The sequence below is a fragment of the Calothrix sp. CCY 0018 genome (assembly GCF_963920925.1).
Taxonomy (GTDB): domain Bacteria; phylum Cyanobacteriota; class Cyanobacteriia; order Cyanobacteriales; family Nostocaceae; genus Rivularia.
Genome location: NZ_CAWUDI010000034.1, coordinates 82,094 through 101,008 on the forward strand (window position 1 = coordinate 82,094; position 18,915 = coordinate 101,008).

The following is an 18,915-nucleotide window of genomic DNA, read 5'->3' on the forward strand; positions in this document are numbered from 1 at the left end:
TTTCAAAACAGAGGGAGTAGGGTTTTAATAATTAAAGGTAATTGTACAAGCAAAAGCTTGTGTTAGAAAGTAATTCAATCATGGATTTAGGACTGACTGGCAAAACTGCTTTAGTTACTGCTTCTAGTAGAGGTATTGGTAAAGCGATCGCACAAGGATTGGCAACGGAAGGTTGTCAGGTGATTATTTGCAGTAGGGATAAAGATAATTTACTCAAGGCTGCCGAGCAAATAGAAGCCAAAACTGGGCAATCGATTACACCTATCCAAGTCGATCTTAGCCAAAAAGATAGTATTGAGCAATTTCTAAAGCGTCTTACCAATCAATTTTCCACCATCGATATTTTAGTCAATAATGTGGGTGGAATGCCCTACAAACGCCACTATGAACTAAACCAAGAGGATTGGCAGCTATCATTCGATCTGACATTTATGAGTCAGGTGCATATAGCTGAAACTTTACTCCCACAGATGAAAAAACGAACTTGGGGCAGGATTATTTTTGTGACTTCAGTAGCAGCAAAACAACCAGGTATGATTATTGCCCATTCTCAAAGAGCGAGTGTTGTCGCCTATGCTAAAACCCTTGCTAATGAATTAGCGGAGCATAATATTCTTGTTAATAGTATCTGCCCTTCTTTTACTGTTACAAATAAGTTTTATGAAGTTGCGGATCAAGTGGCGAAGAGAGAGGGAAGTTCTCGCGAACAAGTTATCCAACAATGGATGAAAAGTGTTCCTCTCCGTCGTCCAGCTTCAGCTGAAGAAGTCGCTAATTTAGCGGTATTTTTGGCTTCGGAAAAAGCAAGTTATATCACTGGCACTTGTATTCAAGTTGATGGGGGGTTTGTGAAAAGTTTGTTTTAGATAAGTGTTGGAATAACTTGTAGAATATAACCCGTTATGTTTCTACAACTCAAATTTAGTCTGGGCAATATAAAATAATCAAACACAAATCACAATTAATACGATGGAAAGTATCAAGCAATTTGCCAAATATATGAAAGCAGATGAAAGACCATCTGTGGATGGCTCTATAGATATTTCATCATTGTTGGGAGAATGGTTTAATACTAAAGCAGATACTATCTACCTAAAGAAAGTAATCCTAAGCGAACGTAATGGTAGTTTAATCATCAATTGTTACGGAGTTAGCGATGAGGGTTTAATTGATTGGGGAGAAGCGGAAGCCATACCTTACGGATCTGGTACGTCATCCGCGATCGCAGCAGGATTCCATGCCCTTTTTAATCTTGACGAAATTGAAACGCATCTTGTCTCAAATCAAAAACTAAATATACTTGTCATTCAATCCTATACTCGCTATTTAGACGGTAGCGGTCGTATTGGACACTTCTCCCGTGAGTTTTTCCACCGTTAGTAGTCTTTAGGGTTAATTAATGCTAATAATTTTCTGGTGCCAACCCCAAAAACAATAGATGGAGATATTAATAGGATGAAATGGAATGAAATTTACGGTGAAACTCTGAGTTATCAATCTAATAGCAATGCTCAAATTGACTTAGATGCCATTCTGGGTACATGGATCAATTCTAATCAACAAACTGAGTGGATTAAAAAGTTTACTATAACTCAGCAAGACGATCGGCTGTTCATAAATGCTTATGGTGCTGATTCCCCAGAAGATTGGGGCAAAGTTGAGGTAACAACATTTGTAGATAATCTCGGTCAAACAGCCTTCAATGCCTATTACAACCTTGATGGAGTAGAACCTCTGTTAGCAGCCAATATGAATAAAGGTTTGTGCGTAATTGCTGCCTTTCTTAAATTTAAGGATGGCGAACGCACTAATTTCCTCTGCCGCGAGTTTTACTACAAATTAGATCAATAATGGGACAGACTTTATTAATTTTGAACCCCAAAATATGATATACGCAAACAAAAATAACAGGAGGTTTATTACAAGTCAAACTAGAAAAATTACTCCTAAATTAAATATGACAAAATTATCAATACCTATTCTTTTAGGAAGCTGTAGAAATGGCAGAAAAAGTTTAAAAGTCGCTCAATTTATTTTAGGAGAACTACTCCAAAATAACTGCATTCAAACCGAATTAATTGACCTCGGTGAATATAAGTTATTTATGTTGGAGGAGCGATTAAAGGAAATGGAAGAAACTCCTCCTAATTTACTAAGATTCTGCTCCAAATTAGGTGAAGCCGATGGTATTTTGATTGTTACTCCAGAATATAAAAATGGCTATCCTGGAGTGTTAAAAAATGCTCTTGACTATCTTGAACCCCAGGCTTTAAAACATAAACCAATTGGCATTTGTACCGTATCTTCTGGAGGATTTGGAGGATTAGATTGTTTGGCGCAATTGCGATTAGTCTGCCTTGCTTTAGGCGGATTGCCTATTCCAGATAAATTGCCGATTTCCTATATTCAAGAGGTATTTGATGAAGATGGTAAATTGTGCGATTTGGGGTTTAAAACCAAACTGGAATCCTTTATTAATGAACTGGTTTGGTACAGCGAAGCAATGGTCAATCAAAAGCAACTCTCAAATACCAACTAACTTTAAATTTTATTAAATTTTGAGAAAGTATATTTTAGTATTACAGACTGTCATAGGAGTGCGATTGATGAAAAATACATATTATGGAATGTTTATTTCTATTCCTACGCAGGCTACTGATTGTGAGTTTGGTAGGAGTGTTTATTTCTGTTTCTACGTTTAATGGAGAAGCCGTTGCTGACAACCCTGGCGACAATTCTAAGTTCAATTCATGTGAGCTTACACCTACAACGGATTTGCCAGATTTTAAAAATCCACCGTTTGCATACGCGGATAATGGTCAAATTAGTTTAGATGCGACTTCGGGCGCTTTCACGCTGGATGGAGATACGAGTAAGGCAAGTTACAATGGCTACCTCTACGGGTCTACTTACTATGGTAAGGATAGTAAAAAACAAACCTTGAGTCCAACCTATAACCCACCAACTATAGTCGTGTCTCCTAGTAACTTCATTGACCTGACGCTTACCAACGACTTACCAGTAAATGTTGAATTGGAAGGGAAACTACCACTAACAGAACAAAATTTAGAGAGCGTATCTCAAGACACTAATCTTCATTATCATGGCTTCAACGTGTCACCTCTACTGGGTTCTGATGATGTGGTGATGCACGTTCACTCAAACGTGACACCAAAAAAAGGTGGTTCTATGACCCCTGACTCAAAGCATGGCACAATAACTAATCTTCCTGGTGGTATTTATCCAGGTGATTCTTATCCGAATAATAAGTATGGTGCGACAACTGAGTACCATATGCAAGTCAATATTCCAGAAAAACATCAGTCCGGGTTGTTTTGGTATCATCCCCACGTACACACAGTTAGCAATAATCAGGTTCGGACTGGTATGTCAGGTGGAATTATCATTAAGGATGAGAGGAGTAATGTTGAGGATTCTGACACATTTCCAATTGTTAGAGGAATCAAGCTTACCCCAGCCAGCACTTATAACAAAAAGTCACAACCAAGAAATCTCAGTAACATTACTCAGCAGGTGATGATGTTCAAGGATTTTAATGACGTTCTAGGTGATGAGGAAACCCATCCAGATTGCTTTACTCTTAATGGTCAACTTAACCCAAAAATAACAATTCAGCCTGGTGAGGTTCAGTTCTGGCGTATCGGTAATATTGGCGCAGATAATTACCTCAATCTTGCCCTAGAAACTACTAATACATCAAACCCTGCTTTTGTTGAACCTAATAAGCGCAAAAATTTTATTATCTTGGGGCGTGATGGCGGTTCTGTGAAAAATCCAGAACTTACCGACTCAGTGCTAATTCCACCTGCTAGCCGAGTCGATCTGCTTGTAGTAGGAGGTGATTCTAGCGATACATACAATCTGGTTTCCGATTTTACTACCAACTTGACCAAAATGCAGCAACAGTGGGTTAATAAACCAAACCAAAAAAGCTACCAGTTAGTAACTGTGACTGTAGGAGGTGAAGAGGTATGCTACAAAACTCCAGATGGTAGGCAGCTTACTCCAGATGGTTCACATTGTAAGACCGAAAACAGCGAAAATTTATATGACTACATCACTGAGCAGGAATCAAAAGTAGACCTTATTCTCCCAGATCCTGTTGAACTAGCTAGTTATACCCAATGCCAAGAGGGTGAGGAGCATTCTAAATGCATAACCCTAAAAGATGCGTATCCAAACGAACCACTTACTCAAGAACGTTCCTTCACTTTTAATACCGCAACTCTTAAAGACCCCAAAGACCCTACCAAGAGTTTTAGGGTATTTACTATAAACGATGAGCTGTACGATGAAAATAGGATTGACAAAGTTTCCCACTTGGGGGATATAGAAGAATGGCAGGTAGTTAACCCCACAGACGCTCCACACGCTTTCCATATGCACCAGCTCGATTACTTAGTTACTCAGGTTAAACTCCAAGAAGATCCGGGCAGCACCTACGACAATTACAAGATAAAAAATGGGAAATGTACGAAAAATAAGGATGATACCTATACTTGTGAATTAGAATCCTTAGAGTATCGGGATATGATTAACTTGCCACCAAACAGCACAACTACAATCCGTATTCCCTTCTTAAACCCCTTCATTACTGGTGTGTTTGTCTATCACTGCCATATTCTCGATCACGAAGATAAGGGCATGATGCAGAACCTCAAAGTAATAGATCCCAAGAGCTATAAATAAACTTCCAGCTTAGTTCCTAATTCCTAACCTTCAACTTGTCACCTAAGAGTATTGGAAGTAAATAAAGATTTACCTTTCTAAAAAGGGGAGTTTCCTGGAAAAAGGAACTTCCCTTCACGCAATTAATATTAAGTCATCAGCACTTTCTTTGATAAATTATGAATTTATAAGGACTATAACTACCGATGCAACTAACCAGCCAGCAACTCAAAACTTACGAAGACGAAGGCTATCTGCTTTTGCCCAATTGTTTTAACCCTGCGGAAGTAGAGGTGATGCGGACTCAAGCGAACGCTTTATGTCTCCAAGATTTGCCTGGAAAGGTTATCAAAAAAGACGGGAAAACTGTCAGGATAATTCATGGGGCGCACCTGGAAAACAAAATTTTTCATAGATTAGTCCGTCACCCAAAACTTATAGAGCCAGTAATGCAGATAGTAGGGGACTCTTCTGTATACATTCACCGCTGTAGCCTGAATTTTAAGCCAGCATTTGCAGACACCATGTGGTCGTGGCATCAAGATTCTTACTATTTTTGCAAAGACGATGGTATGCCTACAGATGCTGCTGCGATCGCTATGGTATTTTTGGATGAGGTTAACGAATTTAATGGTCCGACTTTGCTGATGCCCGGTTCTCATCACGAAGGCTTGATTAACCCGATTGCTGAAGAGGAAGAAGCTTCAGCCCTCGAACAGAAACAATATCTTAAATATCGTCGAACACAGTATATGTTGAGTAGAACAACTGTTAGCAAATTGGTGGAAAAATACGGAATTGTTGCACCAAAAGGTGCTGCTGGTTCAGTTCTTCTGTTTCATCCCAGTTGTGTTCATGGTTCAGCACCTAATATTATGTCCCCGTTCAATCGTACAATTGTCGTAATTGCCTACAACAGTGTGGATAATATTCCCATTCCGGTTGAAAATCCACGTCCTGAATATTTAGCAGGTAAAGATTATCGACCGCTTGAGCAACTGCGAGAAGATGCTTTATTATCAACAATTGGTTGAATAAGGAGTTTTGTGCGTGACTATTCCCACGATTCGTACACTCATTATCATTTCTATGGGTGAACCGTACCCAGCCAAGGGAGGAGGACCTTTACGTCACTGGCAAGACGTTAATATTATGATGAAATTTGGTCCTGTTGGGGTTTTTTACATTTTTGCCAGGAAACCCGACCCTCAAGTAATCCCAGGGATTGAACCACAGCATCATTACAACCTAACTGCACCGCAATATTCATTCTGGGAGAAACTAGAACTCCAATTTTGGTGGCTGCATCCTGGTAGATTTGGTAGGACAATGGGACGGTATACCAAAGTTGCCGAACAAGAACTACAGAAAGCTCTGGAAGAATTTCGACCTGATGTAGTGCTTGCGGATATTCGAGCTTATAATTATATTCCGGTCATTAAACGTTATGGTTGCCGCTTCATTTTAGAGGAACACAACGTTGAAGTGGTAGTGACTGAAGCGTTCCACACAGCGCGTTCTTCGATTAAGAACCAGAAAGTGAAGGTTTATGATAAATTATCGGGCTTCATAGATATTTACCGCACAAAGCAAGCGGAACGTAAGTTGCTCCCGCAAGCAGATCAAATTTGGACATTCAGCGATGTAGATGACGAAGGTCTAACAGAGGTATATGGAAGAGCTTGGGACACTCGTTTGATTCCTAACGGAGTCAATACAATTTACTACGATAGTGTTCGCTTTGGTGAATACCCAATACCCGAAGGATGGGAAAAGACACAGCGAAATATACTTTTTCCTGGTACGCTTTCATTTCCCCCTAATTCTTTGGCAGTTGAGTTACTGATTAATAAAATTTATCCCCAACTACGACAACTTTACCCAGATTGTCGTCTGTTGGTGGTAGGACGTAACCCAACTCAATGGATGCTCGATGCTGCTGAACAAGATTCTGGAATTACTGTAATTGGTGCAGTTCCAGATATGCGTCCTTATTTTGCAGCAGCTAGTGTAATGGTTGTGCCATTATATCACGGTAGTGGCACGCGGTTGAAAATTTTAGAAGCCTTTGCTGCTGGACTTCCTGTGGTTAGTACCGCTAAAGGTGCGGAGGGGTTAAAAGTTAAAGACGGCGAACATTTGCTGATACGAGAAGAAGTAGATGCGATCGCCGAAGGAGTACGTCAGCTTTGGTCAGATCCATCTTTGGCACAAAAACTTATTACTTCAGCCTTTGAACTGGTGCAAGCAGAATATTCTTGGTCAGCTATTGGTAAAAGGGTGGAATCTGCTGTAGCAGAACTATTTTGAGCAAATTTAACAGAAAATCTACTGTTTTAATTAGGTATTAAAAAATGTTTCAAACTGCCTATTATGGTCATCACAAATGTTGCTCTCAGTATATAACTAAGATTATTAAGGATATCTGTGATACTCTCAAATATACATGGGAAATAGAAGATCATGCAGTGGAATTGCCTAAGCGACTCTATCCAGATTATCTACCATTAGAAAAATCCTGTTTAATTTGTTGGAATTCAGATTATTTACTTGTACGCTCTTTGGAATGTCCGGGTTTCCATGTCATACGCGATCCCAGGGACATGATTGTATCTGGCTATTTCTCACATTTATACAATCATAGCGAACGCTGGCCAAAGATGAAGGTATATAGAAATTACTTAAAAACCTTAGATAAGGAAAAGGGAATATTAGCTGAAATGGAATTTTCCTCAGTTTACTTATACCACATCTTTTCTTGGGATTACCACAATCCCAACATTTTAGAAAAAAGGTTTGAGGATTTGATTGCTAATCCAGTGGAGGAATTTAAACAGATATTTTCACATCTACAGATTACACCAAACTTACTTTCTCAGGAAGATTTACACGCAATTGTAGAGAAACACGCTTTTAATCGTTTGTCGGGTGGAAGGAAAGAGGGAGAGGAAGATGTTTATTCTCATTATCGTAGGGGTTTGCCAGGAGATTGGAAAAATCATTTTTCATCCCATCACATTGAGCAGTTCAAAAAATTGTTTAATCCAATTTTAATCAAAACTGGTTATGAAACTGATGAGAATTGGTAGTAAAAAAAATTATAAATATCGGGTGATCCGCCATCTTATAAGTATAGGACTTACGCAACGAAAATGGAAAAATTGAAAATGATGTTTTAGTAGCTTTTCTTGATATTTTGTAAAGAAGTTAGTGTAAAATATCCTGACGTAATTCAAGTAACTGTTCGTCTTCAGAGTCTATTTTAAGCATAGTAGGAAGATGATTCAGGATTGTTTCTAAAGAAATACCTGATGCACCTTGAAGTACTGCAAATAAACCCGATGGTGGTGGCAATTGCTCTAGGTTTTTCATCTTTTCAATTTCACTAGCGAACCATACACTATAGTTATGATCTATCAACGGAATATTCTTGTCATCTAAATTATCTAAATGGTACTTTGTCAAACAGTTTTTCTTTTGAGCGCACAAAAAATATAAAGAGTACTCTGTCCAAAATTTAGCTTTTTCTATTCTTTCCATTCCCATCAAAGTCAAAATCCAGTTCTCTTGATACTTATTCTCAACTTCTTCAATGAGGTACTCACATATAGTTCGTGACAAAATGGATGGAGTAACTGATATTCCCGGTATGTTAGTTTCTACAGGAGTAGATAAAACTTCTGCTGATGATTCCCACCAAGCATGATGTAAGCTTTTTTCTTCATAATCCATCAGAGCCTTGCCATCAACAATTAAGCTTTCTGAGGTAATTTCTTGGAGGCAAATAATGTCGCTATCTAAAGTTAAAAAAAACTCGGTTTCAATTATTTTAGCAATGCCAATCTTGATGAGCATTTGCTTTCTATAATTATAATAGTGCTTATTAATATACTGCTTAAATTCAGGAAATAATTCTTCTTCTCCTAAAATGTTAATTTTGATAAAATCAACATTTTTGCAATGCTTTGCTAGGGATTGTTTTTGATTGTCTGGTGTTACCAGATATAACTGTTCTAGCCATTTATATGCTTCTTTTTTTCTTAGAGAATACAAAAGCATTTGCAACCGTTGATAATCTAATTGATTACGTTGAGGGTGAACGGCTATTGGTAAAACGGCAGGTATTTTTGAAGATTTTAATTGAATATTTTTCATGATTTTTCGGTTTCCCCAACCCTTATAGTTACTAGGGTGGTTAAAACGGCTTTAGGAAAGCCGTTGCATTTCAAGAAAAGATACCAAATGGGTTCTATACAACCTCGCGGCAGGTCACACCATCGACATCCAGTAATAAAAATGTATAACACTATTTAATATATGACGATACGGTGCATGAGGCATTCCTTTACCACGTTGTTCTGGTTCTGGAGGAAATATATCCTCGAACAACTTCCATGTCTTATCGCTTAATCCTTCAAAACGCCCAGCCATAAAGTGATACACCCTTCTCAGTTAAGAAATAGATTATCAAATTTTGGTATTAGTGGGATAGATTCATATATTTTTCGCATAACTTATACAGTACAATTAAAATTCTTTAAGAAGAACTAATAAAGTTATGCGCTGATTTTTATGAATTCTATTAATAGACAACCATTAGGTTCGGTTATTCAAGGTTCTTTAACTGGGGGATTGGAAGTTCGACTGCACCCCGATATTTTGGTTGAAGATATGCGGGTGGGTAAGTTTCTGGTTGTTCAAGGTGTGCGATCGCGATTTTTCTGTATGCTGACGGATGTGGCATTAGGAATAGCCAACCAAAGGATTGTGGCTTATCCTCCGAGTTGGGAAGATACTTTTATGCGCGATATTTTGGCAGGAAGCGGTACTTACGGTACTATCAATCTTTCGCCAATGTTAATGTTTACTCCCGAATCAAACGAATCGGATTCTTATACAAATAACAAGTCTGCAAAAATAAAAGAAGCTGTAAATACTAGTTTGGCATCGTTTCAAGCGCAAACTAGTACTACGATGGAATTAATGCCGGTTAAAACCATTCCGACTCATTTTAGCCAAGTTTACGAAGCTTCTCAAGATGACTTTCGCCGGGTATTCGGTTGGGAAGACGATCCACAAAGGAAGAATTTTTCCATTGGTAAACCTTTGGATATGGATGTACCCGTTTGCATCGATTTGAATAAGTTTGTGGAAAGAAGTAATGGCGTTTTTGGTAAATCTGGAACGGGTAAATCCTTTTTGACGCGCTTGCTTTTAGCTGGGACAATTAAGAAAAATGCTGCGGTAAATTTAATTTTTGATATGCACTCGGAATACGGTTGGGAAGCGGTTTCCGAAGGGAAGAATTTAAGTGTTGTTAAGGGTTTAAAGCAGTTATTTCCCAGCAAAATAGAAGTATATACTCTCGATCCGGAATCTACAAAACGTCGTGGAGTACCTCACGCTCAAGACCTTTATTTAAGTTACGACCAAATAGAAGTAGAAGATATTAAGTTATGTTCTCGTGAGTTAGGACTTTCCGACGCGAGTATTGATAATGCTAATATTCTTCACGCTGAATTTGGTAAATCTTGGATTGTTCAGCTATTGAACATGACAAACGAAGAAATTAAAATGTTTTGCGAAGAAAAACGGGGACACCAAGGTTCAATTACCGCACTACAGCGCAAACTGTTGCGGATGGACAACATGAAGTATATGCGTGCTGCTTGTCCACACAATTATATTACTCAAATTATGCGATCGCTCGAAGTTGGGAAAAATGTTGTCGTAGAATTCGGTTCTCAATCGGATATGCTTTCTTATATGTTGGTGACGAACATGATTACAAGGCGCATTCACCAACAATACGTTCGTAAAGCAGAAAAGTTTCTGCAAACTAAAAATCCCGTTGATAAACCATTACAGTTAATGATTACAATTGAGGAAGCACACCGTTTCCTTGACTCGGCAATAGTGCAAAGTACAATTTTTGGTACCATTGCTCGTGAAATGCGGAAATATTTCGTAACTTTATTAGTAGTAGACCAAAGACCTTCTGGGATAGATAATGAAGTTATGTCCCAAGTTGGTACCCGCATCACAGCTTTGCTCAACGACGAAAAAGACATTGACGCGATATTTACAGGGGTTTCCGGTGCTGGAGGCTTGAAATCGGTGTTAGCAAAATTAGATTCCAAACAACAAGCATTAATTTTAGGTCACGCCGTTCCCATGCCGGTAGTTGTGCGTACTCGTCCCTATGATACCGAATTTTACAAAGAAATTGGCGACCCCGAATGGGAAAGCAAACCTGATGAAGAAGTATTTGCAGCCGCAGAATTAGCAAAAGCAGATTTGGGCTTTTAGTCAGTTAACAGTTAACAGTTAGGAGTTATTTATATTATCTCCTTGTCTCCTTGTCCCCTTGTCTCCTTGTCCCCCCATCTCCTCAAATGTAATCTACTTTCCTTGACCGGGAATCATAGGGCGCAAGCCCCTAAATTCTATTTATGGGGTTAGCCAGTAGGACAATTTATTGTCCGTCAAATTTCCTTTTGATTAGCTACATATTGCTTTATAACTTCTAAGGGAGCGCCGCCAACAGTAGAAACAAAGTAAGAGTTAGTCCACAAAGTAGGAATACGGCTTTTCAAGTGTGGGAATTCTTGCCGCAAATATCTACTAGTAGCACCTTTAAACCTTTTTACCACTTTGTGTACTCCAAACTGTGGGTCACATTCAAACAAAATATGAACATGGTCGGGCATCGTTTCAAGTTCGATTATTTCTACTTGAATTTTTTCTGCAATCTCAAATAACAACTCTTTAAGACGTTTCTCTACTTGATCAACTAGTACAGGACGGCGATATTTAGGACACCAAACAACGTGATACTTGCAGGAGTAAACAATATTTCTGTTTGATTTGACAGGATTCATTATTTTAATTGCAATTATATAGTTAATATGTATATAAAATATAGAAGTGAGCGGTGGGGACAAGGAGGTGATGCAAGAGTGCTTGTAATGGAGTATAAAGCAGTAGTAAATAAAAACCAAAAAATTGCTATAAACGAAGCTATTCGGACATCACAGTTTGTGCGTAACAAGGTGTTACGTTACTGGATGGATAATCGCGGTGTTGGCAAAAAAGAGCTTTACCGTTACAACACTCAGTTGAGAGATGAATTCAAGTTTGTAAAAGACTTAAACAGTCATGCTTGCCAAGCATCTGTAGAAAACGTAGAACGTGCTATTAATCGTTTCTTTGATAAGTGTAAAAAAGGAAAACCTGGCAAAAAAGGATATCCTCGTTTCAAAAAACATAGCCGTTCAGTTGAATATAAACAATCTGGGTGGAAGTTGCACCCGACTAAAAGACGCATTACCTTTACTGATAAAAAAGGTGTTGGGGGATTAAAACTTTTAGGCAAGTGGGACATCAATACTATTGATGAAAAATTGATAAAACGTGTGCGTATAGTTAAACGTGCCGACGGTTTTTATGTTCAATTTTGCGTCAAAGTTGATAATACTCAACCCGCACCAGACACTACTTCTGAAGTCGGTATTGATGTCGGGCTTGAATATTTTTATTCAGATAGTAACGGTAATCATGAACACAACCCAAGGTTTTTACGCAAAGTCGAAAAAGATATAAAGCGTTCTCAACGCAAGATTTATAAAAAGAAAAAAGGGTCATCTGGTAGAAGAAAAGCGCGTGGTGTTTATGCTCGTAAACATCTGAGAGTAACAAGACAAAGGAATGAACACGCCTCTAGACTTGCGCGTAACTTATGCCTACTAAACAGTATGGTCGTCTTGGAAGACTTAAATGTAAGCGGCTTGGTAAGAAACCACAAACTAGCGTCTAGTATTGTTGATGCATCTTGGTATCTTTTCCGCCAGTGGCTCGAATATTTTGGCAGAAAGTTCGGTCGTGAAGTAATCGCAGTGCCACCACACTACACATCTCAAGAATGTAGTAATTGCGGAGTTAGGACTCAAAAAAGTCTCAGTACTCGGACACATTATTGTTCTCATTGCGGACACATCGAACAGCGCGACATTAACGCCGCCAAAGTAATTCTAAGTCGTGTAAACGGTAGGGGAGGGCATCCCCAAACTAACGCTAGTGGAGTTGTAGTCCCTACTTCTGTTGGTAGCAATACCTGCAAAAGCAAACAACGACGGTGAAACTAGAATCCCCTTCCATTTATGGATGGGGAGTGTCAAAGAAAGACAATCCGTTAACTACAAATTGATAATTACTGATTCCGCAATATATCAACTTAGTAACTTCCACCCATGAAAAATCCCCCTAAGTTCGGTTATCCGGCTATTTGGAGAGAACCGGATTAGCTGTTTTCGCGTCACTATATATATATACATATCGGCTGCCCTAAAAAGGATAACTCTTTGTTACTTCTTGGTAAACCGACTCTTAATGCTTTATAATGGAAAGATTTATATAATGGTCTTTACTAACGACAAAATTTGTCGTAATATTAGATTAAGTAAAACTCATACTGACTTCATATTTAAGCTGTCGCTATTGGCGATAGAGGAAAATAAATAAATTGTTGAAACCATAAAATTTTAATTCTAGGGGATTGATAAATAGGGGGAGGCACAAGAACTGATGGGGAAGTATCACCGTCTGAAAAGTCTCTGTATGAGTAGGGATTTAAGGAAGGCATTTCCGCCGGTTCTACCACTAGTATTTTCCATTCCCTCCCTAATTAATTAAATACTCATAGTATTTACGGAGTAGAGGAAAACGCACTAATGCCCATTGAAAAAACTGTAACTGAAAAAAACAATACCAAGTTTACGGCTGATATGGTGCGAACCTATCTGCGCGAGATTGGTAGAGTACCGTTGCTTACCCGCGAGCAAGAAATTATTTTCGGGAAGCAAGTGCAAAAAATGATGAAGCTTGTTGAAGCCAAAGAAGCTGCTTCGAAAAAGCACGATCGCGAAATAAGTTTAGAAGAGTGGAGTAAGGAAGTTGATTTACCTTGTTCTGAACTGGAAAAGACAGTTTTTGAGGGTAAACGCGCCAAGCAGAAGATGATTGAAGCGAACTTGCGCTTGGTTGTGGCGATCGCCAAGAAGTACCAGAAGCGAAATATGGAGTTTCTGGATTTAATTCAGGAAGGAGCTTTAGGATTAGAGCGGGGTGTAGAAAAATTCGATCCGACTCGCGGCTATAAGTTCTCTACCTATGCTTACTGGTGGATTCGTCAAGCGATTACTCGCGCTATCGCACAGCAAGGTAGAACTATTCGCTTACCAATTCATATTACCGAGAAGCTGAACAAAATCAAAAAAGTACAGCGCGAACTTGCTCAGACATTAGGGCGATCGCCATCTCCGACAGAGATTGCAAAAGAGTTGAATTTGGAACCCGCACAAATTCGCGAGTACTTGAATATGGCTCGTCAACCAGTTTCTTTAGATGTACGGGTTGGCGACAATCAGGACACCGAGTTGCAAGAAATGCTTGAAGATGACGGCCCTTCACCAGAGTATTACACAACTCAGGAGTTCTTACGTCAAGACTTGAACAACTTGTTAGCGGAACTTACTCCCCAACAACGGCAAGTTTTGGCTTTACGCTTCGGATTAACAGATGGTAATGAAATGTCCTTAGCGAAAGTTGGCGAACGTTTAAGCCTCAGTCGCGAAAGAGTTCGTCAATTGGAACACCAAGCACTGGCTCATTTACGTCGCCGTCGTGCCAATGTTAAGGAATATGTCGCAAGTTAATAATAGTTTGATGTAGCAATATTCCAAACGCGACGCGCCTCCCATAAGGGGGGCGATTTTTTATCCAGCTTTCGGCATGCCCGCTTTTAGCCGTCTCTGGGTTTAATATGCCCCGCCGTCAATGGGCGTGCAAGCCGCAAAGCTCGCCACAGGGAGTATCCCCGTGGCAGACTTTGCGTCTTGTTGGGGTTTAAATCCCCAACGAACATTGCCAGCTAACAGCTAACAGCGGTGGAGCTAATAGCTTTTAAGGATAAAAAACCGTTTATAACAATTAAAATAATTTCAATTATTGCTTTTATTAAATTCCGATAACATATCGGATTGTTATGTAGGGTTAAATGTCTATGTAATTTATCAAAGTTTTCGTAAAGAATATATATTATTTTTTTCAGACATAAAGTATCTTGTCAAAACTGTCAAATGATTAATATCTGTTATATATTCAAAGATAAATGATTAATGATTAATCATAAATTTTATTTAACTATGAAAAATCATTTATTCAATGGCTATAACGCTTGAAAGCATTGCAGCAAAGAGCTTTTAGGTGAAAATAATTTATTTAACGTCATAAGTTTTTACAAATCAAAATACCTAAATAGAAGGATGAAAAAAGTATAAATAATTTCATAATTATTTATTTGAATAATTATTTAATACTTCTACTTTTCATCCTTTGGATTCAACCTTTTGGACGATCTGCCAATACTTATGTAGTGATAGTATAAAGTTGACTTACAAAAATAAAACAAAACTTTTAATAACTTACGGTTTTTTTACCGGACAATATAAATTAGAGTTTTAATAATACATTCAAGGAAAACACTTAGTAAAGTTTATAACCTAATACGTAAATATAAACGTTTATATCATAGGAGGAGTTGAGTGCTTAAAAATATTAAAAAGATTGTTCCATCCCGCCGTTTTGCACTTCCTTTACTAGGATTATTTTTAGCGATTGGTACAGTAGCTCAATACGCTCAACCCGTTCGATCCAAACAGATTGCTCGACTACAAGCAGCATCATCATTACATTTGGAAGAAGAAGCAACTAGTGGGATAGAAAATAATCAGGAAATTAATCCCGAATTAATTTCTAAGGAAGCGCGATTGCGGAAAGTATTAGACAGTTCGTCTGCTGAGTCCCCATCTGACACTGCGAGCGTATCTCCTGGCAAGACTTATACTTGGATACAGCGCAATAATTCTTCTAATTACGAAGATGTTACGCAAGAATTAGACAGTGTATCTCCCACTCAAACCAGATTTTCTGAGGAGAAAGCATCTATAAAGGGAACTATACTGACAAATAATTTTCCGGAGCGTGATGGGGTATTTCTTTATGGAAGTTCGCAACGAGCCGGAGAATTTGGTAAAGGGTATATAGTCTTTGAAAAACAAGCACTTAGAGTTGTTGGTGGAATGTATATGCCTTCTTCCGAGTTCAACTGCTTTCAAGGGACTCTCGATCGCTCCGGAGAAATCGCGATGACAGTCAAAGGTTACGCTGGCGATATTCATCCAACTGAAGTAGCTTCAACAAATGGGCTGCCCAAAGAAGATGAGAATGAATTAGCAAACTACGCTTATTCAGTTACATTGCAAGATTATTATCAGCTTGATACCGTTGGTGAAAATGACCAAAATATTTTGAAAGCCTGTAAAGCTAATTTTCAATAGTTTTGGTGATTAAATAGTAGAGTTAAGTTGATGGTTAACCATCTTGTTAACTGTTAACTCCTAACAACTAACAACTAACAACTAACCTGCTTTAATATTCAATTCCCGGCTGTGCTTTAATAGCTTGGTCGCGGAAAGGATGTTTAATTAGGCTCATCTCAGTAACTAAATCGGCTCGCTCGATCAGCGATTGAGGTGCCCCTCTACCTGTTAATATGACATGATTTCTTTCGGGTTTTTGTTCTAGTCCAGTTAATATCTCTTCTACTCTTAAATAACCGAGTTTTATAGCTATATTAATTTCATCTAAAAGTACTAGTTTATACTCTGGATTGCGAATATATTCCAATCCTTTATCCCATGCTGCTTGGGCTTTTTCAATATCGCGATCGCGGTCTTGAGTTTCCCAAGTAAAACCTTCACCCATTGCGTGAAAAACTAGCTGACCGTTTTCCTTCCAAGTACTAAATGCTTTTTTTTCAGAAGGTTCCCAAGCACCTTTAATAAACTGAATAATTGCTACTTTATAACCGTGTCCGAGGGAACGCAACACCATTCCTAACGATGCCGTTGTTTTTCCCTTACCATTGCCAGTATTGACAACAATTAAACCTTTTTCGAGAGAAGCGTCTGCGATTCTTTGGTCTTGCACTGCTTTACGCCGCTGCATTTTTTTACGATACTGTTCTGCTGTTAGCGATTTACTTTCTGCAACGTTTACGTCAGATGAAGTATCTAAATTTTGATTATCTTCCATGATACCCTGTTTTTAATTATTTAATTAAAAGTTCTAAAACCTTTGTCATTACTAAAATTTCGTAGGTAAAAGAACTTATGCTTCTATTTATATTGAACTATCTTTACAGAAAAATCACCATTAATTAAAGGTTATTAACAGCTTTTTATCGTAAGTTAAAAGTAAGTAAAAAATAATTTCTGATTTGTATTGATTGTTCCAATTATGGAGTGTTATCTGTGACATTTATACAGGTATAGATAAACTACTTTTTTGAAATTCCTGAGATAGAAACAATCAAACGAACCTTCTAAAACTAATTTTTTTATGAAATTAAGTGTTGTAATTCCATGCTTTAACGCTGCTGATACTATTGCGGCTCAATTAGAAGCTTTGACAAAACAGAAATGCTCGGAACCTTGGGAAATTATTATTGCTGATAATGGTTCAACAGATGAAACCTCAAATATTGTAAAGCAATATCAGCATAATTTACCTAACCTACGTATAGTTAATGCATCAGCCATCAAAGGTTCTGCTCATGCTCGTAATGTAGGAGCAAGTGTAGCAATATCTGATAATTTAGCATTTTGCGATGCTGATGATGAAGTAACAACCGGGTGGGTAGCAGCAATCATAGAAGCACTCTCGAAACATGACTTCGTAGCTGGTAATAGCGATTATTCCAAATTAAACGAACCGTGGATAGTAAAATGCTGCGGAGTCAGAGAAGCTAACGGAATCAAAGATTATGTATATTTCCCTTATGCAGGAGGCAATAATCTTGGTATTAAACGTTCGGTTCACGATCGAGTTGGTGGCTTCGATGAAACGATGCTGTTACTCCAAGATATAGATTACTGCTGGAGAGTACAAAAAACGGGCATTAAGCTGGAATCCGCATCAAATGCAGTCATTTATTTTCGATTTCGCAATACTGTAAAAGGTATGTACCGTCGATGCTGGAGATTAGCTTGTTACGATATTTTGCTGCATCAAAAACATCAAAAGATGGGAATGCCTAAATTAATTAGGTGGAGAAATTTGTCTAAAGATGCTGCAATTCTCCCTCTGAAATTTTTAGTTAAAGTCCGGGATAAAGAAACTTTTGTCAGATGGTTATTAGATTTGGCTTGGTTAGGAGGGCATTTACAAGGTTGTATTAAGTATAATTACCCGGTTATCTAAATTAGATAGTGATTATATTAATAAGAATTAGAATAAGGTAGAGATGACGCTTTGATAATTTTAACAAGGATAAATACCTTTTTCCTCTTATTGTGTACTGATATAGATTAAGTAATAATCTTAACCTAAAGTCAAACATAAAAAATCATAGGTAGGAAACTGACACCACTAATTTCCCCATAACTTTAATTAGGAACTACGAATTATTCCCTCCCCATAAGTTGACCCTTATGTTATACTTACCAAGGAGAATAGAATTCGGTAGACAGCGTTTGTTTTTAGTATTCACAGACTTATCTCCGAAATGTAAATCTCTACACACTAATGATTTCGGAGACGATCCATGTCGATTTACGTAGGTAATCTTTCTTACGACGTTACAGAGGAAAATTTGAATGCCGTTTTTGCAGAATATGGCACTGTAAGACGAGTTCAAATTCCTACTGACCGCGAAACAGGTAGAGTGCGCGGTTTTGGCTTCGTAGAAATGAATTCAGAAGATGAAGAAGCAGCGGCTATCGAGGCTCTCGATGGTGCTGAATGGATGGGGCGCGATCTTAAAGTAAATAAGGCAAGACCCAGAGAACAGAGAAATTCCTTCGGAGGAGGAGGCAATCGTAGAAATAATTTTAACAACCGCTACTAAGGTTTATCTATGTTAGCTTTAACAGCTAATTACCTTATCTAGTCCATAAAATTAATTTACTTGTCACTCAGGCGAGAATGCTTGAGTTTTTTGATGGAGAAAGATATTACCTTTAACTATCTGCTCTATCTCAATTAAGAACTAAAAAACCCGGTTTTTCCCAAAAAACCGGGTTTTTTTATGTTTTATATTGCATCTCTACAACTTTACAACATTCACGAAAATGAAAGCCCACGGTTTTTAATCGTGGGATGAAATTT

At 38.1% G+C, this 18,915-nt stretch carries 18 protein-coding genes; 14 read left to right on the forward strand and 4 right to left on the reverse strand.

The window, feature by feature from the left end:
- Nucleotides 1–80 precede the first annotated feature (80 nt).
- The 8 genes from ACM03V_RS23120 to ACM03V_RS23155 all read left to right on the forward strand — a co-directional run bounded on the left by ACM03V_RS23120 (nt 81) and on the right by ACM03V_RS23155 (nt 7,778).
- Nucleotides 81–866 carry an SDR family oxidoreductase gene (locus ACM03V_RS23120; RefSeq protein ID WP_414623144.1) on the forward strand — a complete coding sequence of 262 codons (786 nt, stop codon included), beginning with the start codon at nt 81–83 and terminating at the stop codon, nt 864–866.
- Nucleotides 867–969: 103 nt separating this feature from the next.
- Nucleotides 970–1,380 (forward strand): hypothetical protein, encoded by a 411-nt coding sequence (locus ACM03V_RS23125; protein ID WP_414623145.1) that lies wholly within the window; start codon nt 970–972, stop codon nt 1,378–1,380.
- Between the two features lie 36 nt (nt 1,381–1,416).
- The gene (locus ACM03V_RS23130) at nt 1,417–1,851 is read left to right on the forward strand and encodes a hypothetical protein (RefSeq protein WP_414623146.1); all 435 of its coding nucleotides are present in this window, start codon (nt 1,417–1,419) and stop codon (nt 1,849–1,851) included.
- Between the two features lie 106 nt (nt 1,852–1,957).
- Nucleotides 1,958–2,539 carry an NADPH-dependent FMN reductase gene (locus tag ACM03V_RS23135; protein ID WP_414623147.1) on the forward strand — a complete coding sequence of 194 codons (582 nt, stop codon included), beginning with the start codon at nt 1,958–1,960 and terminating at the stop codon, nt 2,537–2,539.
- Between the two features lie 401 nt (nt 2,540–2,940).
- The gene (locus ACM03V_RS23140) at nt 2,941–4,710 is read left to right on the forward strand and encodes a multicopper oxidase family protein (protein ID WP_414623148.1); all 1,770 of its coding nucleotides are present in this window, start codon (nt 2,941–2,943) and stop codon (nt 4,708–4,710) included.
- Nucleotides 4,711–4,895: 185 nt separating this feature from the next.
- Complete coding sequence (locus tag ACM03V_RS23145; RefSeq protein ID WP_414623149.1) at nt 4,896–5,723, forward strand: phytanoyl-CoA dioxygenase family protein; 828 nt, start codon at nt 4,896–4,898, stop codon at nt 5,721–5,723.
- Between the two features lie 55 nt (nt 5,724–5,778).
- On the forward strand, nt 5,779–6,999 hold the full coding sequence (locus tag ACM03V_RS23150; protein WP_414623150.1) for a glycosyltransferase family 4 protein: 1,221 nt from the start codon (nt 5,779–5,781) through the stop codon (nt 6,997–6,999).
- A gap of 44 nt (nt 7,000–7,043) precedes the next feature.
- Nucleotides 7,044–7,778, forward strand: coding sequence for a sulfotransferase domain-containing protein (locus ACM03V_RS23155; RefSeq protein ID WP_414623151.1), 735 nt, complete (start codon nt 7,044–7,046; stop codon nt 7,776–7,778).
- A gap of 118 nt (nt 7,779–7,896) precedes the next feature.
- Here ACM03V_RS23155 and ACM03V_RS23160 read toward each other — a convergent pair whose 3' ends face one another.
- Nucleotides 7,897–8,844 carry a DUF6492 family protein gene (locus tag ACM03V_RS23160; RefSeq protein ID WP_414623152.1) on the reverse strand — a complete coding sequence of 316 codons (948 nt, stop codon included), beginning with the start codon at nt 8,842–8,844 and terminating at the stop codon, nt 7,897–7,899.
- A gap of 114 nt (nt 8,845–8,958) precedes the next feature.
- Entirely contained in the window at nt 8,959–9,120 is a 162-nt protein-coding gene (locus ACM03V_RS23165; RefSeq protein WP_414623153.1) for a hypothetical protein, read from the reverse strand.
- A gap of 141 nt (nt 9,121–9,261) precedes the next feature.
- On the opposite strand from ACM03V_RS23165, the gene ACM03V_RS23170 reads away from it, so the two are divergent.
- A complete protein-coding gene (locus tag ACM03V_RS23170; protein WP_414623154.1) occupies nt 9,262–10,998 on the forward strand; it encodes a helicase HerA domain-containing protein in 1,737 nt (578 codons plus the stop codon).
- Between the two features lie 176 nt (nt 10,999–11,174).
- Here the strand turns inward: ACM03V_RS23170 and tnpA are convergent, their stop codons facing one another.
- Nucleotides 11,175–11,570 carry an IS200/IS605 family transposase gene (gene tnpA / locus ACM03V_RS23175; protein ID WP_414623155.1) on the reverse strand — a complete coding sequence of 132 codons (396 nt, stop codon included), beginning with the start codon at nt 11,568–11,570 and terminating at the stop codon, nt 11,175–11,177.
- 27 nt (nt 11,571–11,597) lie between these two features.
- Here tnpA and ACM03V_RS23180 point away from each other — a divergent pair, with 27 nt between their 5' ends.
- From ACM03V_RS23180 to ACM03V_RS23190, 3 genes are all read left to right on the forward strand, one after another.
- Nucleotides 11,598–12,827 (forward strand): RNA-guided endonuclease InsQ/TnpB family protein, encoded by a 1,230-nt coding sequence (locus ACM03V_RS23180; protein ID WP_414623156.1) that lies wholly within the window; start codon nt 11,598–11,600, stop codon nt 12,825–12,827.
- Nucleotides 12,828–13,418: 591 nt separating this feature from the next.
- Nucleotides 13,419–14,402 carry an RNA polymerase sigma factor, RpoD/SigA family gene (locus ACM03V_RS23185; protein WP_414623157.1) on the forward strand — a complete coding sequence of 328 codons (984 nt, stop codon included), beginning with the start codon at nt 13,419–13,421 and terminating at the stop codon, nt 14,400–14,402.
- Nucleotides 14,403–15,290: 888 nt separating this feature from the next.
- A complete protein-coding gene (locus ACM03V_RS23190; protein ID WP_414623158.1) occupies nt 15,291–16,085 on the forward strand; it encodes a hypothetical protein in 795 nt (264 codons plus the stop codon).
- 91 nt (nt 16,086–16,176) lie between these two features.
- Here the strand turns inward: ACM03V_RS23190 and cobO are convergent, their stop codons facing one another.
- Entirely contained in the window at nt 16,177–16,842 is a 666-nt protein-coding gene (gene cobO, locus ACM03V_RS23195; protein WP_414623159.1) for a cob(I)yrinic acid a,c-diamide adenosyltransferase, read from the reverse strand.
- A 306-nt stretch (nt 16,843–17,148) separates the two neighbouring features.
- Between cobO and ACM03V_RS23200 the strand changes: the two genes are divergently transcribed.
- Both ACM03V_RS23200 and ACM03V_RS23205 read left to right on the forward strand, forming a co-directional pair.
- Entirely contained in the window at nt 17,149–18,009 is an 861-nt protein-coding gene (locus ACM03V_RS23200) for a glycosyltransferase family 2 protein (protein WP_414623160.1), read from the forward strand.
- A gap of 343 nt (nt 18,010–18,352) precedes the next feature.
- Nucleotides 18,353–18,655 (forward strand): RNA recognition motif domain-containing protein, encoded by a 303-nt coding sequence (locus ACM03V_RS23205; RefSeq protein WP_414623161.1) that lies wholly within the window; start codon nt 18,353–18,355, stop codon nt 18,653–18,655.
- Nucleotides 18,656–18,915: the final 260 nt, after the last annotated feature.